At 64.3% G+C, this 16,368-nt stretch carries 14 protein-coding genes and 1 other RNA gene; 12 read left to right on the forward strand and 3 right to left on the reverse strand.

All coding sequences use genetic code 11. The features are described 5' to 3' along the window. Positions 1 to 54 precede the first annotated feature (54 nt). Positions 55 to 402 (reverse strand): ATP-dependent Clp protease adapter ClpS, encoded by a 348-nt coding sequence (gene clpS / locus SSA02_RS02135; protein ID WP_147092647.1) that lies wholly within the window; start codon positions 400 to 402, stop codon positions 55 to 57. 367 nt (positions 403 to 769) lie between these two features. On the opposite strand from clpS, the gene SSA02_RS02140 reads away from it, so the two are divergent. From SSA02_RS02140 to SSA02_RS02180, 9 genes are all read left to right on the forward strand, one after another. Next, positions 770 to 1,879, forward strand: coding sequence for a D-alanyl-D-alanine carboxypeptidase family protein (locus SSA02_RS02140; protein ID WP_147092260.1), 1,110 nt, complete (start codon positions 770 to 772; stop codon positions 1,877 to 1,879). A 184-nt stretch (positions 1,880 to 2,063) separates the two neighbouring features. Continuing rightward, complete coding sequence (gene map / locus SSA02_RS02145; RefSeq protein WP_147092261.1) at positions 2,064 to 2,870, forward strand: type I methionyl aminopeptidase; 807 nt, start codon at positions 2,064 to 2,066, stop codon at positions 2,868 to 2,870. A 118-nt stretch (positions 2,871 to 2,988) separates the two neighbouring features. Beyond that, positions 2,989 to 4,767: a gamma-glutamyltransferase gene (ggt, locus tag SSA02_RS02150; RefSeq protein ID WP_371859171.1), complete on the forward strand. Its 1,779-nt coding sequence runs from the start codon at positions 2,989 to 2,991 to the stop codon at positions 4,765 to 4,767. Positions 4,768 to 4,890: 123 nt separating this feature from the next. Next, positions 4,891 to 4,987, forward strand: an RNA gene (gene ffs, locus SSA02_RS02155) — signal recognition particle sRNA small type. Positions 4,988 to 5,019: 32 nt separating this feature from the next. Continuing rightward, entirely contained in the window at positions 5,020 to 7,284 is a 2,265-nt protein-coding gene (locus SSA02_RS02160) for a DNA polymerase III subunit gamma/tau (protein WP_246103560.1), read from the forward strand. A 170-nt stretch (positions 7,285 to 7,454) separates the two neighbouring features. Beyond that, complete coding sequence (locus SSA02_RS02165; RefSeq protein WP_147092262.1) at positions 7,455 to 7,778, forward strand: YbaB/EbfC family nucleoid-associated protein; 324 nt, start codon at positions 7,455 to 7,457, stop codon at positions 7,776 to 7,778. Positions 7,779 to 7,842: 64 nt separating this feature from the next. Next, a complete protein-coding gene (gene recR / locus SSA02_RS02170; protein ID WP_371859172.1) occupies positions 7,843 to 8,436 on the forward strand; it encodes a recombination mediator RecR in 594 nt (197 codons plus the stop codon). Positions 8,437 to 8,489: 53 nt separating this feature from the next. Beyond that, positions 8,490 to 9,218 (forward strand): SDR family oxidoreductase, encoded by a 729-nt coding sequence (locus tag SSA02_RS02175; protein ID WP_371859173.1) that lies wholly within the window; start codon positions 8,490 to 8,492, stop codon positions 9,216 to 9,218. A 32-nt stretch (positions 9,219 to 9,250) separates the two neighbouring features. Further along, entirely contained in the window at positions 9,251 to 11,143 is a 1,893-nt protein-coding gene (locus SSA02_RS02180; RefSeq protein ID WP_186807634.1) for a glycosyltransferase family 2 protein, read from the forward strand. A 10-nt stretch (positions 11,144 to 11,153) separates the two neighbouring features. On the opposite strand, the gene SSA02_RS02185 is transcribed toward SSA02_RS02180, so the two are convergent. Then, positions 11,154 to 11,819: a hypothetical protein gene (locus tag SSA02_RS02185; protein WP_147092266.1), complete on the reverse strand. Its 666-nt coding sequence runs from the start codon at positions 11,817 to 11,819 to the stop codon at positions 11,154 to 11,156. A 62-nt stretch (positions 11,820 to 11,881) separates the two neighbouring features. Further along, the gene (locus SSA02_RS02190; RefSeq protein ID WP_147092267.1) at positions 11,882 to 12,208 is read right to left on the reverse strand and encodes a TIGR02300 family protein; all 327 of its coding nucleotides are present in this window, start codon (positions 12,206 to 12,208) and stop codon (positions 11,882 to 11,884) included. A 184-nt stretch (positions 12,209 to 12,392) separates the two neighbouring features. On the opposite strand from SSA02_RS02190, the gene aroA reads away from it, so the two are divergent. From aroA to rpsA, 3 genes are all read left to right on the forward strand, one after another. Then, the gene (gene aroA / locus SSA02_RS02195; protein WP_246103562.1) at positions 12,393 to 13,736 is read left to right on the forward strand and encodes a 3-phosphoshikimate 1-carboxyvinyltransferase; all 1,344 of its coding nucleotides are present in this window, start codon (positions 12,393 to 12,395) and stop codon (positions 13,734 to 13,736) included. Continuing rightward, on the forward strand, positions 13,736 to 14,368 hold the full coding sequence (cmk, locus tag SSA02_RS02200) for a (d)CMP kinase (protein ID WP_147092269.1): 633 nt from the start codon (positions 13,736 to 13,738) through the stop codon (positions 14,366 to 14,368). Before aroA ends, cmk begins: the two co-directional genes overlap by 1 nt. 239 nt (positions 14,369 to 14,607) lie before the next feature. Next, a complete protein-coding gene (gene rpsA, locus SSA02_RS02205) occupies positions 14,608 to 16,302 on the forward strand; it encodes a 30S ribosomal protein S1 (RefSeq protein ID WP_147092270.1) in 1,695 nt (564 codons plus the stop codon). Positions 16,303 to 16,368 lie beyond the last annotated feature (66 nt).

The following is a 16,368-nucleotide window of genomic DNA, read 5'->3' on the forward strand; positions in this document are numbered from 1 at the left end:
TAAAAGGGTTCCTTGCAGTCCTTTTCCGAAAGCTCGGCGAACAGGTGCCGGCGATCAGGCCTTTTCGATCGTACACTGCAACGGGTGCTGGTTCTGGCGGGCCAGATCCATGACCTGGGTCACCTTGCTTTCCGCGATCTCGAAGGTGAATACCCCGCATATGCCGACACCCTTCTGGTGGACGCTCAGCATGATATTGGTGGCTTCTTCACGCGATTTCGAGAAAAATCGCTCGAGTACATGCACCACGAATTCCATGGGCGTGTAATCGTCGTTCAGCATGAGAACCTTGTACATCGACGGGCGGCGGGTTTCGGGCCGCGTCTGGATGACGACACCGATCCCGGGGCCGGTCCCTGAATCGTCACCGTCCCGGCGGGACGGGTCGTTCTCCTCCGACATGCCCCGAACGCATTTTTCCAGGGCGTCTTTCCCCCGGGCGGATATCCCGCGGATCGCCGACACCCGGGCCGCTGCCTGCGTGCACGGCGCGCCCATTGCGCGAAGCTCCCGGGCCATGGCCGGAAAATCGGTTGCGCCGGAGGGGAAGGGGAGGTGTTGCATGTCTGCCATGATATGGGATCGGACGCGGCTTGGGAAAGGTCTAAGAGGCAAAAAGAGCAGATTTCGCGAAACCGCTCCGGTCGACCTTATTTTCCACGCATTTGTTTCAGATCATGATGGACGACACGAAATCCGTCTGACTATGATGGGCAAACGCCAGCGATCCCCGGGGGCACGAGTGACCTACTGCACGCAGTCCGCAACCATGACCGGCCTTCCTACGGCTCAGAAAGCGCGAAGGCGGTGCAAGGGCGCGGGCCGTCTGAACATCCTGCTCGGTTTCGGCTTCGCGCTCGGGGCGATCGCCATGCCGAGGGTGGCCCAGGCGCAGTATCGCGGACATGTCAGCAGCTTCGTCGTGGACGTCAATAGCGGTGCGGTCCTTTCCCAGGTGGATGCGGATCTCCAGCGCTATCCGGCATCGCTCACCAAGCTGATGACCCTTTACGTCGCATTCAAGGCGCTGCGTGCCGGGCAGATAACGCTCGACACCCCCGTGCCGGTTTCCATTCATGCCTCGACGCAATCGCCGTCGAAGCTCGGCCTCGTGCCGGGGAGCAGTTTCGTCGTCCGTCAGGCAATTCTCGGCCTGGTGACCAAATCCGCCAATGACGCAGCCTGTGCGCTCGGGGAACTGCTCGGTGGGGGGGACGAGACGCGTTTCGCCAATATCATGACGCAGCAGGCGCGCGCGCTCGGTATGCCCAATACGACATTCCGCAATGCGTCCGGTCTGCCGGATCCGGATCAGGTCACGACGGCCCGGGATCTGGCCGTCCTGTCCCAGCGGCTCATTCACGACTTCCCCGAATATTATCATTACTTCTCCGAAACGAGCTTCCGCTTTCACGGGCGTCTGATTCCCAATCACAACCCGATGCTGAAGACCTATGCCGGGGCAGACGGGATGAAGACGGGCTATACCGATCTGGCAGGCCATAACCTGGTCGCCTCGGCGGTGCGCAGCAACGTACGCATCGTCGGTGTCGTGCTCGGTGCGCGATCCAATCCCCAGCGCAACAAGATCATGACGTCTCTGCTCGATAGCGGCTTTTCCGCCGAGGGCGTCGCGCCCGTCGCGCCCTTGCATCCCCCGGTCGTGCTCGCACGCAATGCAGCGCGCCACCGTCATCACGCCGCAAAGAGCCATGGCAGCTCCGTGGTGGAGGTGGCGGAAGCTCCGAGCGGATCGCGCCGCTACAAGCCCGTGCATCACGGCAAGGCGCATCACAGCGTGAGCTCGGCCAAGGTGCGGATGGCGACGTCGCGTCACGTCGTTTCCACGAAGAAACATCACCGTCACCAGAAGGGCTGATCCGTCAAGGAGTAATCCGTTTTCCCGGGCCGGTTTTCTCCGGGTCGGTATCTTGGGGCAGGCGGCGTCCCTTTTTCGAAAACCTGCATTCCGGCCTTGCTCCCCGGCGGCAGGCGGCGCATTTTCCCGTGATCAGGGAACGAAACGGAGCGTCGCTCCGGTTACGAGGAAATTGGAGCGAGCAATGGACAGCGTCGCGAACGCGCGGGGTATCCCGCTTTACACGGAAGAGGATTTCGTCGGCCTCAGAAAGGCGGGTCAGCTCGCGGCTGCGACGCTCGACATGATCACGCCCCATGTCGTCCCTGGCGTGACGACCGACGCGCTCAACACGCTGATTCACGCGTTCACGCTCGATCATGGCGCAGTGCCTGCCCCTTTGAATTACAGGGGTTTTCCCAAATCCTGCTGTATCTCGATCAACCATGTCGTCTGTCACGGTATTCCCGGCGAGAGACGTCTGATGGAGGGAGATGCCGTCAATATCGACGTCACATCGATCCTTGACGGATGGTACGGGGATACCTCGCGCATGTATCTGGTGGGGCAGGCGTCGCGCAAGGCGGAGAAGCTCGTCGAGGCCACCTACAAATCCCTCATGCTCGGTATCGCGGAGGTGGCGCCCGGCAAGACTCTCGGAGATATCGGTCATGCGATCCAGAGTTATGCCGAGGGGCAGCGTCTTTCCGTCGTGCGCGATTTCTGCGGCCACGGGATCGGTCGTGCATTTCATACCGAGCCCAGCGTGCTGCATTACGGCAAGCCCGGCAAAGGGCTCGTCCTGCGTGAGGGAATGGTCTTCACGATCGAGCCCATGCTGAATCTCGGTCGTCCCGACGTCAAGATTCTCGAGGACGGATGGACAGCGGTCACGCGCGATCGGTCCCTCTCCGCACAGTTCGAGCACATGCTCGCCGTGACGAAGGACGGATGCGAGATCTTCACCCATTCTCCCGCCGGATACACCAGGCCGCCCTATATCGCCGGCTGAGGGCGCCCGAAACGCGCTTTTGCAGGACCGGCACGTCCGGATCGAGATCGAAGGAAAGACCGTCTTGACGCGAATACGCAGACGAACCGCCATTCTCTCCCTCCTGACGGGCACGCTCCTGTCTCCCGGCGCAGGGTTTGCTGCATCATCGCAGGATGCGGGTCCTGCCGGGCTGGCTTCCGATCCGCTGGCATACGGTACCGTCAATCCTGCCCTCAAACCGCTCGAACCGGCTTTCGGCGAGAGGGGCATGGTCGTCTCGGCCCAGCATCTCGCTTCGGAGGCGGGGCGTCAGATCCTCGCCGCGGGCGGCAATGCGGCCGATGCGGCTGTGGCCGTGGGTTATGCGCTCGCGGTGGTCTATCCCGCTGCGGGGAATCTCGGTGGCGGCGGCTTCATGACGCTGCGTCTGCCGGACGGAAAGACCCGCTTCGTCGATTTCCGCGAGCATGCGCCGGGGGCTTCGACCCCGACCATGTATCAGGATGCGCAGGGGCGGGTGGATCAGGACGCTTCGGTCAGCGGCTGGCGCGCCGTGGGTATCCCCGGTACCGTGGCCGGTCTCGAGGATATCCGGCGTCATTGGGGACGGATGAGCCGCGCGCAGGTGATGGCACCGGCGATCGCGCTGGCCGAGCGGGGATTTGTGCTCGATGCAGGAGACGTCGCCCTCCTGCGGACGAGCACCGAGGTCTTCCGCAAGGATCCGGAGGCGCGGCGTATCTTCCTTCATGCCGATGGCTCGCCGCTCGATGTGGGAGACCGCCTGGTCCAGAAAGACCTTGCGCATTCGTTGCGGGCGATCGCAGCCGGGGGGGCGGATGCCTTCTACAAGGGCGAAATCGCCCGACGCATCGTACAAAGCAGCCGCAAGGGCGGCGGGATCCTGAGGCTTGCGGATTTCGCGGGCTATCGTCCCCGGGAGCTGCCGACCTTGCGCTGCTCGTACAGGGGCTATGTCGTCGATACGGCCCCACCGCCGAGCGGGGGCGGCGTCGCGCTGTGCGAGATGCTCGATATCCTCTCGGGATACGATCTCGGAAAACTCGGGCTGCGGAGCACCGAAGGCGTCCAGCGTCAGGTCGAGGCCATGCGTCATGCCTATTCGGATCGTCGCGATCTGGGCGATCCGGCCTTTGTTAAAAACCCGATCACGCATCTTCTCGATCCGGCCTATGCCGCCCGGATACGCGAGGGAATACCCGCTCATCATGCGCTCGATTCCGCGACGCTGCGTGCGGGAGTGGCTCTTCCCGTCGGGACGGGCGAGACGCAAGCTCCCTCGCGGGAGAAGCATGAAACGACGCAGTTCTCCGTCGCCGATCGTTCAGGCTTTGCCGTTTCTGCGACCTACACGCTCAATGGCTGGTTCGGCGCGGGGGTCATCGGTTCCTCCACCGGCTTTTTCCTGAATGACGAGATGGACGATTTCTCGGCCAAACCCGGCAGTCCGAACATGTTCGGGATCGTCGGATCCAGAGCCAACGCGATCGCTCCGGGAAAGACACCGCTCTCCTCCATGGCGCCGACAGTGGTCTCGCATGACGGCAAACCGTTCATGGTCATCGGAAGCCCGGGCGGGTCGCGCATCCCGACCATCATCCTGTCTGTCGTGCTCGGTGTGATCGACGGGGGGCTCGATATCCAGCAGGCGATCGACCTTCCCCGTATCCATGAGCAGTGGCAGCCGAGCGCGATCGAACTCGAGCCGCGCGCCCTGACGCCCGATGTCATGCAGCAGCTCCAGATCGAGGGATATGCCCTGTCGCCGCACAAGCCCTGGGGAATCGCCGAGGGTATCCTCTTCGGTCGTCCGTCCGCGCATGCGCCGGAGACGGGCGGCCTCTATGGAGGGTGGGACCGCCGTCACGAAGGGGGCGCCGCTATCGGCTTCTGATATCCGGCGGGTCCGGGGTTCGGCGGATCCCGGATACCGCGGATCCCGGATTTGGGCGATTTCGCAAAAAAGAGTGTCGGCCCCCTTGCGCGGGGAGGTCCGAATGGTGTTAACCCTGCACCGGGAGGTCGGCCTTGGACGGGCGCCTTGCGAACCCGGTCAGGTCCGGAAGGAAGCAGCCGCAGTGAGTTTTGTTCGGGTCATGTGTTCGGCCTCCCACCCTCCCGAATCGACGATATGTCCGGTGGATGCATGACGTCCCCGATGGCACCTGACGAGAGCGGCGATCTGCCTCTGCCTCCCGATGAGGGGGGCGGTTTCTTCGGAGCCGGGCCGGAAGCCGGCGCAGCGGGCGATACGCCCGTCGATACCGTTGCACCCCGTGGCAGCCCCTATCGCGTCCTTGCCCGCAAATACAGACCCCTGAATTTCGACGATCTGATCGGCCAGGATGCGACAATCCGCATCCTTCGCCGGGCCTTCCAGCTCGGGCGGGTCGCGCATGCCTTCATGCTGACCGGGGTACGCGGCGTCGGCAAGACCACGACGGCCCGGATCATCGCGCGTGCGCTCAATTGCATCGGCGCGGATGGCAAGGGCGGGCCGACGGCCGATCCCTGCGGAGTCTGTGCGAATTGCACGGCCATACTGGCCGATCGTCATCCCGACGTGCTCGAGATGGATGCCGCCTCACGCACCGGTGTGGACGATATACGCGAGATCATCGAGGCCACGCGTTTCCGCCCCATGCAGGCACGCATGAAGGTCTTCATCATCGATGAAGTCCATATGCTTTCCCGCAATGCGTTCAACGCCCTTCTGAAGACGCTCGAGGAGCCGCCCGAGCAGGTCACGTTCATCTTTGCCACGACGGAGCTGCGCAAGGTTCCCGTCACCGTGCTGTCGCGTTGTCAGAGATTCGATATGCGTCGCGTGTCCCAGGACATCCTGATGCAGCATTTCGCGGCCATCGCGCGCAAGGAATCGGTGGCGTTCTCGGAGGATGCGCTCTCGCTCATCGCGCGCGCGGCCGACGGCTCGGTCCGGGATGGTCTCTCCCTTCTCGACCAGGCGATCGCCCAGGGGGAAGGCGAGGGAGATGGCGGGGGCGATGTCGGGAGTGCACGCGATTCGGACCCGGCTCAGGGTGGAACGCAGGGACACCGGATCGAGGCCGCCATGGTCAGCGACATGCTGGGCCTGGCCGATCGGCAGCTCGTATTCGACCTGTTCGAGGCGCTCATGCAAGGGGCGGCGGAACAGGCTCTGACCCTGACCGGACAGGCCTACGCTCAGGGCGCGGATCTGGGACTCCTCCTGACCGATCTTCTCGATCTGGTTCACACGATATCGCGCCTCAAGGCCATACCGGCGCTGCGCACGAGTCGGGATCTGCCTGAGGCCGAGCGCGACCGGGGGGCTTCGCTTGCGGATCGTCTGCCGAATGCGGAACTCGGCCGCGCCTGGCAGATCCTGCTCAAGGGGGTTCAGGAGGTCGAGCAGGCGCCCGATCGCAGGGCCGCCGCCGAGATGGTCCTTATCCGGCTTTGCTATGCAAGCTCCCTGCCTACGCCGGAACGGGCGGCGCGTCTTGTCATGCAGCTGTCGTCCGGCGAATCGTCGGGGAGCGAACGACCGGGCGGGGAAACCTCCATGCCCGGAGGTTCCGTAGGCTCCGGCTCTGGAAACGTCCCTTCCGGAAACGCCCCCTCTGGAAATGATCGTGCCGGTGATCCGTATTCCGGGGCAGGGCGGTCCGGCCCCGCTTCGCCCGGAGACGGCTCTCCCCATGCGGGGCAGGACGGTTCCGGTCCCGTGGGGCGCGGCATCGGAGGCGGATATCCGGGTGGAGCAGGCCCCGGCGAGGGCACGCGCGCATCGCTCAGGCTCGTCGCCAATGGCGGGGTCGTCTGCGCGGAGGAGGCGTCTCCTGCCCTCGACCGCTCACCCGAACCGTATCTTCCGGATGCGCAGCCCCGGCCCGAATCCGGGCGGGAGAGGGACGATCCGGCGCCTCTGCGTTCATGGCGCGAAATGGTCGCATTCGTTGCCCGCATGGCCGAGCCGATGCTTCATGGTCTGCTGCGGCACTCGGCCCATCTCGTCCGGTTCGACCCGCCTCAGGTCGTCTTGCGCCTTGCGCGCGGCACGCCGCTGCGCACCGAGGCGCGTCTTCAGGCCCTGCTCGAGCGCATCTATCCGGGTCAGTGGCGCGTCGTGCTCTCGCAGGAGGAAGGCGAGCCGACCCTCGATGAGCAGGGGGCGGAGATCGTCGCATTGCGGCGGGAGGAGCTTCACGCCCATCCCTTGCTGAAAGCCATTCTCGAGGTCTTTCCCGATGCACGGGTCGGCGAGCCGAAGGATCTCTCGCTCGACGAATACGGTCTGCCACCGGAAGATCTCGAGGATCTTGCGAGCTGGTCGGCAGAGCCTTCCGTTCCGGATCTGGACTTTGCCCCGCTCGATGCCGATCTGATGGAAGACGGGGACTGGCACGATCTCGACGGGGCCTTCTGACGCCTTCCTTCGGGGCGGAGGCTTTTCCGCAGGATGTCGGCAGACGTCGCGAACCGGACGGCCGGATTCAGGGCGCCGAATTCAGGGCACCGGATGCAGGGTGCCGGAGGTTTCGGGCGTCGCGGGTTTGGGCTACAGCCAGTTCCAGCACAGCAAAGGATCTTGAACAGATGAAAAATCTCGCCGGACTGATGAAACAGGCCTCGCAGATGCAATCCCGCATGGAGGAAGTCCAGAACACGCTGAACGCGATGACCGTGGAAGGCGCCGCCGGTGCCGGTCTCGTCACGGTCACTCTGAGCGGCAAGGGCGACATGAAAAAGCTGCATATCGATCCGAAGCTGGTCGATCCCAACGAGGTCGAGATGCTGCAGGATCTCGTCATCGCGGCCTTTGCCGATGCCCGGACCAAGGTCGAGGCGGCGAATGCGGAGGAGATGCGCAAGGTGACGGGCGGGATCGATCTGCCCGCCGGTCTGAAATTCCCGTTCTGAGCCTTGTCGCCCCTGTCGGGCGGCGGAGAGCGGTCATCCCTGCAATGCACGAAGGAGGGCAATGATGGGTGGTGGTGATGTCGAGCGGCTGATCCAGCTTCTCTCGCGGCTGCCGGGCCTCGGGCCACGCTCGGCGCGTCGTGCGGCTCTGACCCTGCTCCGGTCGCCCCAGACCCGTCTGCTCCCTCTCGCGCAGGCCATGGAGGCGGCTGCGAAATCGGTGCGGACCTGTCATGTCTGCGGAACGCTGGATAGCAGCGATCCATGCAGCATCTGCGCCGATCCGGCCCGGGACAGGGGATTGATCTGCGTGGTCGAGACGGTCGGTGACCTCTGGGCGCTGGAGCGGTCCCGGCTGCATCCCGGTACCTATCAGGTTCTGGGCGGGGTTCTGTCGGCCTTGTCCGGGACGGGGCCGGACGATCTCAATACCCGCTCTCTCATGGAGCGCGTCGCTTCGGGAGGCGTCCGGGAGGTGATCCTGGCACTCGGTGCGACCGTCGAGGGCGCGACCACGGCCCACTGGCTTCAGGACCGTCTTGCCGATAGCGGTGTCACCGTCACCCGTGTCGGTCATGGTGTGCCCATCGGGGGGGCGCTCGATGTGCTCGATGACGGGACGCTCGCAGCGGCGCTTTCGGCCCGGCGGCCGGCATGACAGGGACCGGGGACCCCCGAACCGGCGGTCGGGGCTCTGCGTCTATGCCCTGTATGGCCATGCCCCGTGTGGCCCTCGTCACCGGCGGGGCTCGCCGGATCGGTCGGGCGCTCGTGGAGGCGCTGGCCGCTGAAGGGTTTTCGATCGCATTGCATTGCCGGAGCGCCCCGGATGAGGCGCAGGCCCTGCTCGACACGCTCGACGTGCCGGGTTGCGTGCTCGAGGCCGATCTCGCGCAGGAGGATGAGACCGCAAGGCTGGTCGGACGTGCGACCGAGGCGCTCGGCCCTGTCGGCGTTCTGGTCAATAATGCGTCGGTGTTCGAACGTGACGAGTGGGATACGGTCACCCGATCCTCATGGGATCGTCATATGGAGGTCGATCTGCGCGCGCCTTTCGTGCTGATCCAGGAGTTCGCCCGCCTCCTCCCGGAGGGAGCCGAGGGCATGGTGCTCAACCTGCTCGACCAGCGAGTCTGGAATCTCACGCCGCATTTCACGAGCTACACCCTCGCCAAGGCCGGGTTATGGACCCTGACCCAGACGATGGCAGGTGCGCTTGCGCCCAGAATCCGGGTCAATGCCATCGGCCCGGGGCCAGTCCTGCCCGCGAAGGGGCAAAGCCTCGCGCATTTCGAGGCGATGTGTGCAAGATCGCCTTTGCAAAGGGGCGCGGACCTGCAGGAGATCGTGACGGCCTGCCTCGCCTTCCTCGCGATGCCGTCAGTGACCGGACAGATGCTGGCGCTCGACGGCGGCCAGCATCTGCAATGGCGGGCCTAGATCGTGAGACGGAAACCGGAATGGATACAACGATGAGCTTCGAGTCCCGCCTCGCAAACGGAATGCGCACCCTGTGTCATGTGTCGCGCGTCAGGACCTGTCACGGGACCCTGCTGAGCCTCGACGTGGCAGGGCGAGAGCTGTCGCATCGCGAGGGGCCGGAATCCTCCGGGGAGACACTGGCATTCCGTTTCGGAAACAGGACCGATCTCGCTCTGCTCGTCAGGACCGATCGTCCCTGGCCCGATATGCCGGCTGCGTTCGGTCGTGCGGGATGGGTGCCCGGCCTTCGTCCTCTCTCGATCGTCGCGCTGGATCATGAGGCCGTCGCGTTCAAACCCTGGGGCTCGGCATGTTTTCTCTCGGCCGAGCACAATACGGGGCGCGTGCCGGAAAACCGGACCGCGATTTCCGACTGGGAGCGTTTCCATTTCGAACCGGTTCAGGACTTCCCGACGGTGGAGATGCGCGACTTCGCTGCGCTTTGCGCGGAGCTGTGCCAGAGCCTGGGCGATCCCCGGGGCCTGCTTGCGGTTCTGCTGCGGTTTCCTCCCTCGTTCCAGCCCCTCATGCTCGCGCTCGTGCTCGAGCTCGTGGATGAGCGGGTACGTTCGTCGTTCGTTTCCCTCTTCACGCGCCGTGACGGCGCGGGGCAGGATTCGGTCGGTGGGGCGTGCAGGAGGCTGCTGGACGCCCTTCCTCATGGAGACTGGGTTGCCGAAGCGCTCTCGGCGCTGGGAGAATGGGAAGAAACCCGCGAGACCCGCTCGATCCAGCGCGCCGATGCGCGTTTCGACTTCTTCGGCTTTCACGAGAACGGTCTTGCGGAGAGTCCCTATATGCAGGGCGGGCGACTCGTCAGCGAAGCGCGCCGTCGCCCCGAGCCCCGTCATGCGCTCGCCCTGCTCGCCACGGCGCGGGACGAAGGCCTCTATCTGCTCGAGTGGATCGCCCATCACCGGCGTATCGGTGTCGAGCAGTTCTTCATCTACACCAACGATCTGACGGACGGTTCCGACCATCTCCTGCGTCTTCTGGCCGAGGCCGGCGAGATCGTCTGGATCGACAATACCGGAGCCTCGCCCGCCAGAATCAACATGCAGGACAAGGCCTATAACCATGCATTGAACATGGTGCCGGAATTGCTGGATTATCGCTGGTGTCTCGTGGTCGATCTCGACGAGGTCGTTCTGCCGTCGGAACATAGCGACCATATGCTCCCTCCGCTCGTCGCGGCGCGCGAGCGCGAAGGGGCGGAGGCGCTGGCCATTTCATGGCGCGTCATGACGCCGAACGGGCATATCGAATGGCAGCCCGGCCTCTCGGCGGAGCGATTCGTCCAGACGGAACATCACCCCCTGATCAAGAGCGTCTTTCGTACGGACCGGTTTACCGGGGCCGCCGCACATCACCCGACCTCACGCGAGCGGCGCGTCGTTCCGTTCATGACGATCGACGGGGAGCAGCACAGGACCGGGGATCTGACGGATCACGATATCAATTTCATCGCCCAGCCGACCGTCAACGCCATGGTCTGCCATTATCATGTCCGCTCTCTGGAAGAATATGTCTGGAAGTTCGCCCGGGGTGAGAACGACTGCAACGGCGTTCTGACGCAAAAGCATTTCCGCTACAACAATCCCGGCATATTCGCCCTGTTTACGGAACGCTTCTCCCTGGGTGGCACCCAGCCCGCCGCCGTTCTGGCCGGGGATATACAGCGCGAGATCCGCCGGCTCCGCTCTATCCCCGGTGTCGATGCAGCCGTCGAGGAGATCGAGACGCGGTTTCGCGCGCAGTCCGCCGCCTATGTAGAGCAGAGCGACCAGCTCGTTCAGGCGGATGATCGTATCGCGCCTGCCGTGCGTGCCCGCTGGTCCGAACTCGTCTCGCTCTGGCGCGAGCGGCGGCGTTCGTCCCTCTAGACGGGCGGGGTTATCGCTCCGTCCGGGATTCTGGCGGGGATTCCGGTGAGGATTCCGGCAGGGATCGCGTCGTGCAAGAGGTCTGCGCGCGAGACGGCAATGCAGCGGCGTCGGGGCTGAAGCCGGAGCAGGCGCCCGCGCCCGTGCCCGTGCCCGGGTGGGAGTCGGCGGGATGAGCGTTGCGGGGGCGAGCGAGTGCCGCGAAGCCCGAGGCGAGATAGGTCTCCTGAACGAGTGCGATCGGCAGGTCGTCCGAACCACGCAGGAGAAGGGCCGTATTGCGAAGGAGGACCGCCTCAGGCAGGGCGTTCGTGGCGCTCGTCAGGGGGACCCGCCGAAAACCGAGTGCGGCCACGGCCCGACCGAAAGGGATTTCGGTCGTGTCCAGAGACCTGTTCATGGCCGGGGTCAGGCGGGACGGAACATACCAGTTCCACGCATCCGAGAGCGCGATATTGCCGCAGCGCAGGCTGACATGTCTCAGGGCGATCGGCTCATCGCTGCCAATGGCGAGGTTTTTGCGCAGATCGTCAGGTGGCGCACCGTTTCCGGTCGGGAGCGATACGGCGCGTATGCGAAGCCCCGGAGCCGCATGACGACAATAGTCCTGCAGAACCGCTGTGGCGCTGTCGCGGGTCGCGAGCGCATGGCCGAGATGCGCGGCCGTTTCGGCCATCGAAGGGAAGGGCGTCATGGTCAAAAGAAAAAAGCCGGTCAGACCGGCTTTTCCTGAAAACATCAGTTTTCGTTGTCGTCGTTATCGGTGGTGACTTCGATCTCCGATCCGAGATCGTCGTCATCGTCGTCCAGATCCGAGGCGTCTTCCATGACGTCCTCATCGGCATCGTCGTCGGAATCCAGATCGACGTCGATGTCTTCCTCGTCGCTCTTGGGCTCGTTCTTGGTCTGGTCGGGGGGCACGTCGCCACCGCGCTTGGGCAGGGGCAGATCGCTGGGCTGCTCTGCACCGCATTTGGGACAAATCGCGGGAGCGCGATTCAGGTCGTAGAAACGCGCGCCACAGGAGACGCAGACGCGCTTCAGACCGAGTTCTGGTTTTGCCATGATGACTACCTGTCGATCCTGAACCGGTTGAAAGGAAGGAGAACGGCTCGCGCCGCGAAGCACGGGGCCATGCCAGCTTGTGCCGGGGATGTCAAATGCAACATCCCGCTTCCGTGATAAAAGCGGCGCAAACCCGCCATCGGGCGATTGACAGTTCGATCGCTGCATCGGAATGAACGCTATCATGCAGAACCACTCTTCCAGCCCCGTTCTCCCCCTGACCGTGTCGCGCAACCCGGCCCCGCTCGCGGGCACGATTCGTGTCCCGGGAGACAAATCCATCAGTCACCGGGCGCTGATGCTGGCCTCCCTTGCCGAGGGGCGTACCGTCGTCACGGGATTGCTGGAGGGGGAAGATGTCCTGCGCACGGCCGATGCGATGCGGGCGCTCGGCGCGAGGATCGCACGCGAGGGCGATCGCTGGGTGATCGACGGGAGCGGGGTCGGTGCCCTGCAGGAGCCGGAAGACGTGCTCGATATGGGCAATTCCGGCACTGCCGCGCGGCTGCTCTCGGGTATTCTCTCCAGCCATGCCATCACGAGTTTCATGACAGGCGACGCCAGTCTGCGCAGCCGGCCGATGCGGCGGGTGACGCAGCCGCTTTCGGGGAACGGCTCCTGCTTTGCGACCCGCAAGGGAGAGAAACTCCCCATGGCGATCATCGGGACCGGTGAGGCCGCTCCGCTGACCTATTGTCTCCCGGTGGCATCCGCCCAGGTCAAGTCCGCCATCCTTCTGGCGGGGCTGAACGCCAGAGGCAGAACGCGGGTCGAGGAGCCGGTCGCCACACGCGACCATACGGAAAACATGCTGCGTCATTTCGGTGTGCCGGTCGAGGTCGGTCGCACCGATACGGGCGGGCGGGTGATCACCCTGACCGGGCCTGCGAAACTGACCGCGCGCGATGTGGTTGTCCCGGCCGACCCGTCTTCGGCGGCGTTTCCCATCGTGGCCGCGTCTCTGGTTCCGGGATCGGAAATCCGTCTGCCCGGTGTCGGACTCAATCCGCTCCGGACAGGCCTTTTCCAGACCCTGAGGGAGATGGGCGCGGTGCTCGATATCGAGAATGCGCGCATAGAGGGGGGAGAGCCTGTCGGCGATATCGTCGTGCGCAGTGCCGCCCTGCATGGCGTGGATGTTCCGGCCGACCGGGCGCCCTCCATGATCGACGAATATCCGGTGCTCGCCGTCGCCTGCGCCTTTGCCAGCGGTGTTTCGCGCCTGCGGGGACTCGATGAGCTGCGCGTGAAGGAGAGCGACCGTCTCGCCGCCACCGTGGCCCTGCTTCGCGTCAATGGTGCCGTAGTGCGCGTCGAGGGAGACGACATGATCATCGAGGGCAGAGGTGGGCCGTCCGGTCTCGGCGGGGGGCTCGTCGAAACGAAGATGGATCATCGGCTCGCCATGAGCGCGATCGTGTTCGGTCTGGCGGCGGAGAGCCCTGTCCGGGTGGACGATACGGGTTTCATCAATACCAGTTTTCCCGGTTTTGTCGGTCTCATGGCCGGGATCGGAGCCGAGCTCTGATGCGCCTTATCATTGCCGTCGACGGGCCTGCCGCTGCGGGCAAGGGAACGCTTGCCAAATCGCTCGCCGCCGCTCTCCGCCTGCCTCATCTCGATACCGGGCTTCTCTATCGGGCCGTTGCGCGTCAGATGATCCTTGCCGGTCTCGATCCTGCGCAGGATGCCGGAGAGACAATCGCCCAGCGCCTTCAGCCCGACGATCTGACCCGCAGCGACCTGCGTGTTCCCGAAATCGATCGCGGGGCGAGCGCGGTTGCGACCCAGCCCGCCGTGCGGGCGGCGCTTCTCCGCCGTCAGCGCGATTTCGCGACGGCGAGCGGCGCGGTGATCGACGGACGCGATATCGGGACCGTGGTCTTTCCGGACGCGGATCTGAAGCTCTTCGTGACCGCGAGCGCACCGGTGCGCGCCCTGCGCCGCTTCCAGCAATTGCATGGCGATGCGCCCCCCGACCGGGACGCCCTCGCACGGCTCACCGAGGAGATCGAAACGCGCGACCGCAAGGACGCGGAGCGACCGGTTTCCCCGCTCCGGCGTGCGGAGGATGCGCTTCTGGTCGAGACGGATCATCTCGATGCCGGGGCCGTGCTCGATCATGTACTCGGCCTCGTGAGGGCACGGTTTCCGTCCTGAAGCCAGCTTTATTGCCCGGAAGGCATCGGACTCCCAAGGTTTTGGTTGACATCGGCCCCTTTGCGGGTGTCTGACGATCACCAGCGCATCGCCGCCTGCGCTTGCCTGCCCCTCATCGATGCAGGCAGGTTTCCTTTCCGGCTCATGGGCGGCCGACGATCACGAGCAAGACGTCTGCAATTCCGGCGGGCGCAGACAATGGCCCGATCTTCAGGATCGGCCCAGGATTACGAAAACACATGGCTTCAGCCACCAATACCGTCGAAGACTTCGCTGCTCTTCTTGACGAAACCCTCGGCCAGGACACGGGCTTTGACGGCTCCGTCGTCACCGGTCGCGTCATTCGCCTGACGGATGAATTCGCGATCGTCGATGTCGGCCTCAAGAGCGAAGGTCGCGTTTCGCTCAAGGAATTCGGACCTCCGGGCACTGCGCCCGACGTGCGTCCGGGCGATGTGATCGAGCTTTATGTCGAGCGCTACGAAGACCGTGACGGCTCCATCGTGCTGTCGCGCGAGAAGGCACGTCGCGAAGAGGCATGGACCTCGCTCGAGCGCGCTTTCGCCAACAACCAGCGCGTCAACGGCACGATCTACGGTCGCGTCAAGGGCGGCTTCACGGTCGATCTGGGCGGCGCCATGGCGTTCCTTCCGGGCAGCCAGGTCGATATCCGCCCCGTGCGCGATGTCGCTCCGCTCATGGGCCAGCCCCAGCCTTTCCAGATCCTCAAGATGGATCGCGCCCGTGGCAATATCGTTGTCTCGCGTCGCGCCGTTCTTGAAGAGACCCGTGCAGAGCAGCGTTCCGAGCTGATCCAGGGCCTGAAGGAAGGCATGATCCTCGACGGCGTGGTCAAGAACATCACCGATTACGGTGCATTCGTCGATCTCGGTGGCGTCGATGGCCTCCTGCATGTCACCGACATCGCCTGGAAGCGCATCAACCATCCGTCCGAAGCCCTGCAGATCGGCATGCCGGTTCGCGTTCAGGTCATCCGCTTCAACTCCGACACGCAGCGTATCTCGCTGGGCATGAAGCAGCTCGAGGCCGATCCCTGGGAGAACGTGGCGATCAAGTATCCGCCGGGCGCGCGTTACACGGGTCGTGTCACGAACATCACCGATTACGGTGCGTTCGTCGAGCTCGAGCCGGGTGTCGAAGGCCTCGTGCACGTTTCCGAGATGTCCTGGACGAAGAAGAACGTCCATCCGGGCAAGCTCGTCGCGACCTCGCAGGAAGTCGACGTCATGGTGCTCGATGTGGACAGCGCCAAGCGTCGTATCTCGCTCGGCCTGAAGCAGGTCCAGCGCAACCCGTGGGAGCAGTTCGCCGAAGAGCACAAGGTCGGTTCGACCATCGAAGGCGAAATCCGCAACATCACCGAATTCGGTCTGTTCGTGGGTCTCTCTGCCGATATCGACGGAATGGTTCACATGTCCGACCTCTCCTGGGACGAAGCCGGCGAAGCCGCCATGGCCAAGTACGAGAAGGGTCAGGTCGTTCAGGCCAAGGTGCTCGACGTCGATGCCGAGAAGGAGCGTATCTCTCTCGGTATCAAGCAGCTGCATGAAGACCCTGCTGCCGACACGCTGTCGCGCGTCCACAAGGGCGATATCGTCACCTGCGTCGTGACCTCGGTCCAGACCAACGGTATCGAAGTGAAGGTGGACGACGTCCTGACCGGCTTCATCCGTCGTGCAGAGCTGGCGCGTGACAAGGCCGAGCAGCGCCCCGAGCGCTTCGCGGTCGGCGAGAAGGTGGATGCGAAGGTCGTTTCCGTCGATCGCGCCTCGCGCAAGCTGGCCCTGACCATCCGCGGCCGTGAGGTCGAGGAAGACAAGGCCGCCATCAACGAGTACGGCTCGTCCGATAGCGGTGCCTCGCTGGGTGACATTCTGGGTGCGGCAATCCGTCGTCGCAACACGGAAGCCTGATCGCGCCTCAGCGTTCAGAAACATTATGAAAGGGCTGCTTCGGCAGCCCTTTTATTTTTTCTTGTA

It is taken from the genome of Swaminathania salitolerans, assembly GCF_007988945.1.
GTDB classification, from domain to species: domain Bacteria; phylum Pseudomonadota; class Alphaproteobacteria; order Acetobacterales; family Acetobacteraceae; genus Swaminathania; species Swaminathania salitolerans.

Excerpts from the sequence above, each read along its gene's own strand:
- clpS (WP_147092647.1), bottom strand. The coding sequence starts at position 402 with ATGTCGGAGGAGAACGACCCGTCCCGCCGGGACGGTGACGATTCAGGG.
- SSA02_RS02140 (WP_147092260.1), top strand. The coding sequence starts at position 770 with ATGACCGGCCTTCCTACGGCTCAGAAAGCGCGAAGGCGGTGCAAGGGC.
- map (WP_147092261.1), top strand. The coding sequence starts at position 2,064 with ATGGACAGCGTCGCGAACGCGCGGGGTATCCCGCTTTACACGGAAGAG.
- SSA02_RS02160 (WP_246103560.1), top strand. The coding sequence starts at position 5,020 with ATGACGTCCCCGATGGCACCTGACGAGAGCGGCGATCTGCCTCTGCCT.
- SSA02_RS02165 (WP_147092262.1), top strand. The coding sequence starts at position 7,455 with ATGAAAAATCTCGCCGGACTGATGAAACAGGCCTCGCAGATGCAATCC.
- recR (WP_371859172.1), top strand. The coding sequence starts at position 7,843 with ATGGGTGGTGGTGATGTCGAGCGGCTGATCCAGCTTCTCTCGCGGCTG.
- SSA02_RS02175 (WP_371859173.1), top strand. The coding sequence starts at position 8,490 with ATGGCCATGCCCCGTGTGGCCCTCGTCACCGGCGGGGCTCGCCGGATC.
- SSA02_RS02180 (WP_186807634.1), top strand. The coding sequence starts at position 9,251 with ATGAGCTTCGAGTCCCGCCTCGCAAACGGAATGCGCACCCTGTGTCAT.
- SSA02_RS02185 (WP_147092266.1), bottom strand. The coding sequence starts at position 11,819 with ATGGCCGAAACGGCCGCGCATCTCGGCCATGCGCTCGCGACCCGCGAC.
- SSA02_RS02190 (WP_147092267.1), bottom strand. The coding sequence starts at position 12,208 with ATGGCAAAACCAGAACTCGGTCTGAAGCGCGTCTGCGTCTCCTGTGGC.
- aroA (WP_246103562.1), top strand. The coding sequence starts at position 12,393 with ATGCAGAACCACTCTTCCAGCCCCGTTCTCCCCCTGACCGTGTCGCGC.
- cmk (WP_147092269.1), top strand. The coding sequence starts at position 13,736 with ATGCGCCTTATCATTGCCGTCGACGGGCCTGCCGCTGCGGGCAAGGGA.
- rpsA (WP_147092270.1), top strand. The coding sequence starts at position 14,608 with ATGGCTTCAGCCACCAATACCGTCGAAGACTTCGCTGCTCTTCTTGAC.